General features: G+C 45.5%; 1 protein-coding gene. It reads right to left on the bottom strand.

The genetic code is table 11. The annotated features are described in order from the left end of the window. Window positions 1-347: 347 nt before the first annotated feature. Window positions 348-593 (bottom strand): hypothetical protein (locus F0L68_RS41360; protein ID WP_149855372.1); only part of this gene is annotated, 246 nt, incomplete at its 5' end.

Here is a 593-nt window from a genome sequence, read left to right on the forward strand (position 1 = left end):
CCCACAGGTGCTCTATCGTGTTCAAGTCGGGTGACATACTGGGCCTGGGTAGTACAGACACTTTTTTACTGGAGAAAAACTGACTGGTAATCTTAGCTGTGTGTTTGGGGTCGTTGTCATGCTGAAATTTTGCACCTCTTCCTTGGGTTCCAAGGCTCGGCAGCATTTTATTCTTCAATATTTCACAGTACATCTTAGAATCCATCTTCCCCTCAATAAATTCCCACTCCAGCAGTACTCATACAGCCCCACACCATCACGCTCCCACCGCCATAGGCTTCACCAGCGCGACGCCATACACGTTTGATACCATCAGACCCAAACAAATTGATTTTGGTCTCATCAGACTATAATACCTTAGACCAAAAGTTATTTTCCTTATTCTTGTAAGTTTTGGGAAAGGAGAGGCGATTAGCTTTATGCTTGGCATTGAGAAATGGCTTCTTGCGAGGAATACGACCATGGAGTTCCATAGCGTTCAAACTTCGACGAATCGTCTGGGCTGATACACTTTTGCCAGTCGCAGAAGAAATTTCTTGGGTTATTGACGAGGCAGCACGATACCAGTCCTTTGCCACACACTGCCAAATGTG

The organism is Solihabitans fulvus, from assembly GCF_008386585.1.
Lineage (GTDB): Bacteria > Actinomycetota > Actinomycetes > Mycobacteriales > Pseudonocardiaceae > Solihabitans > Solihabitans fulvus.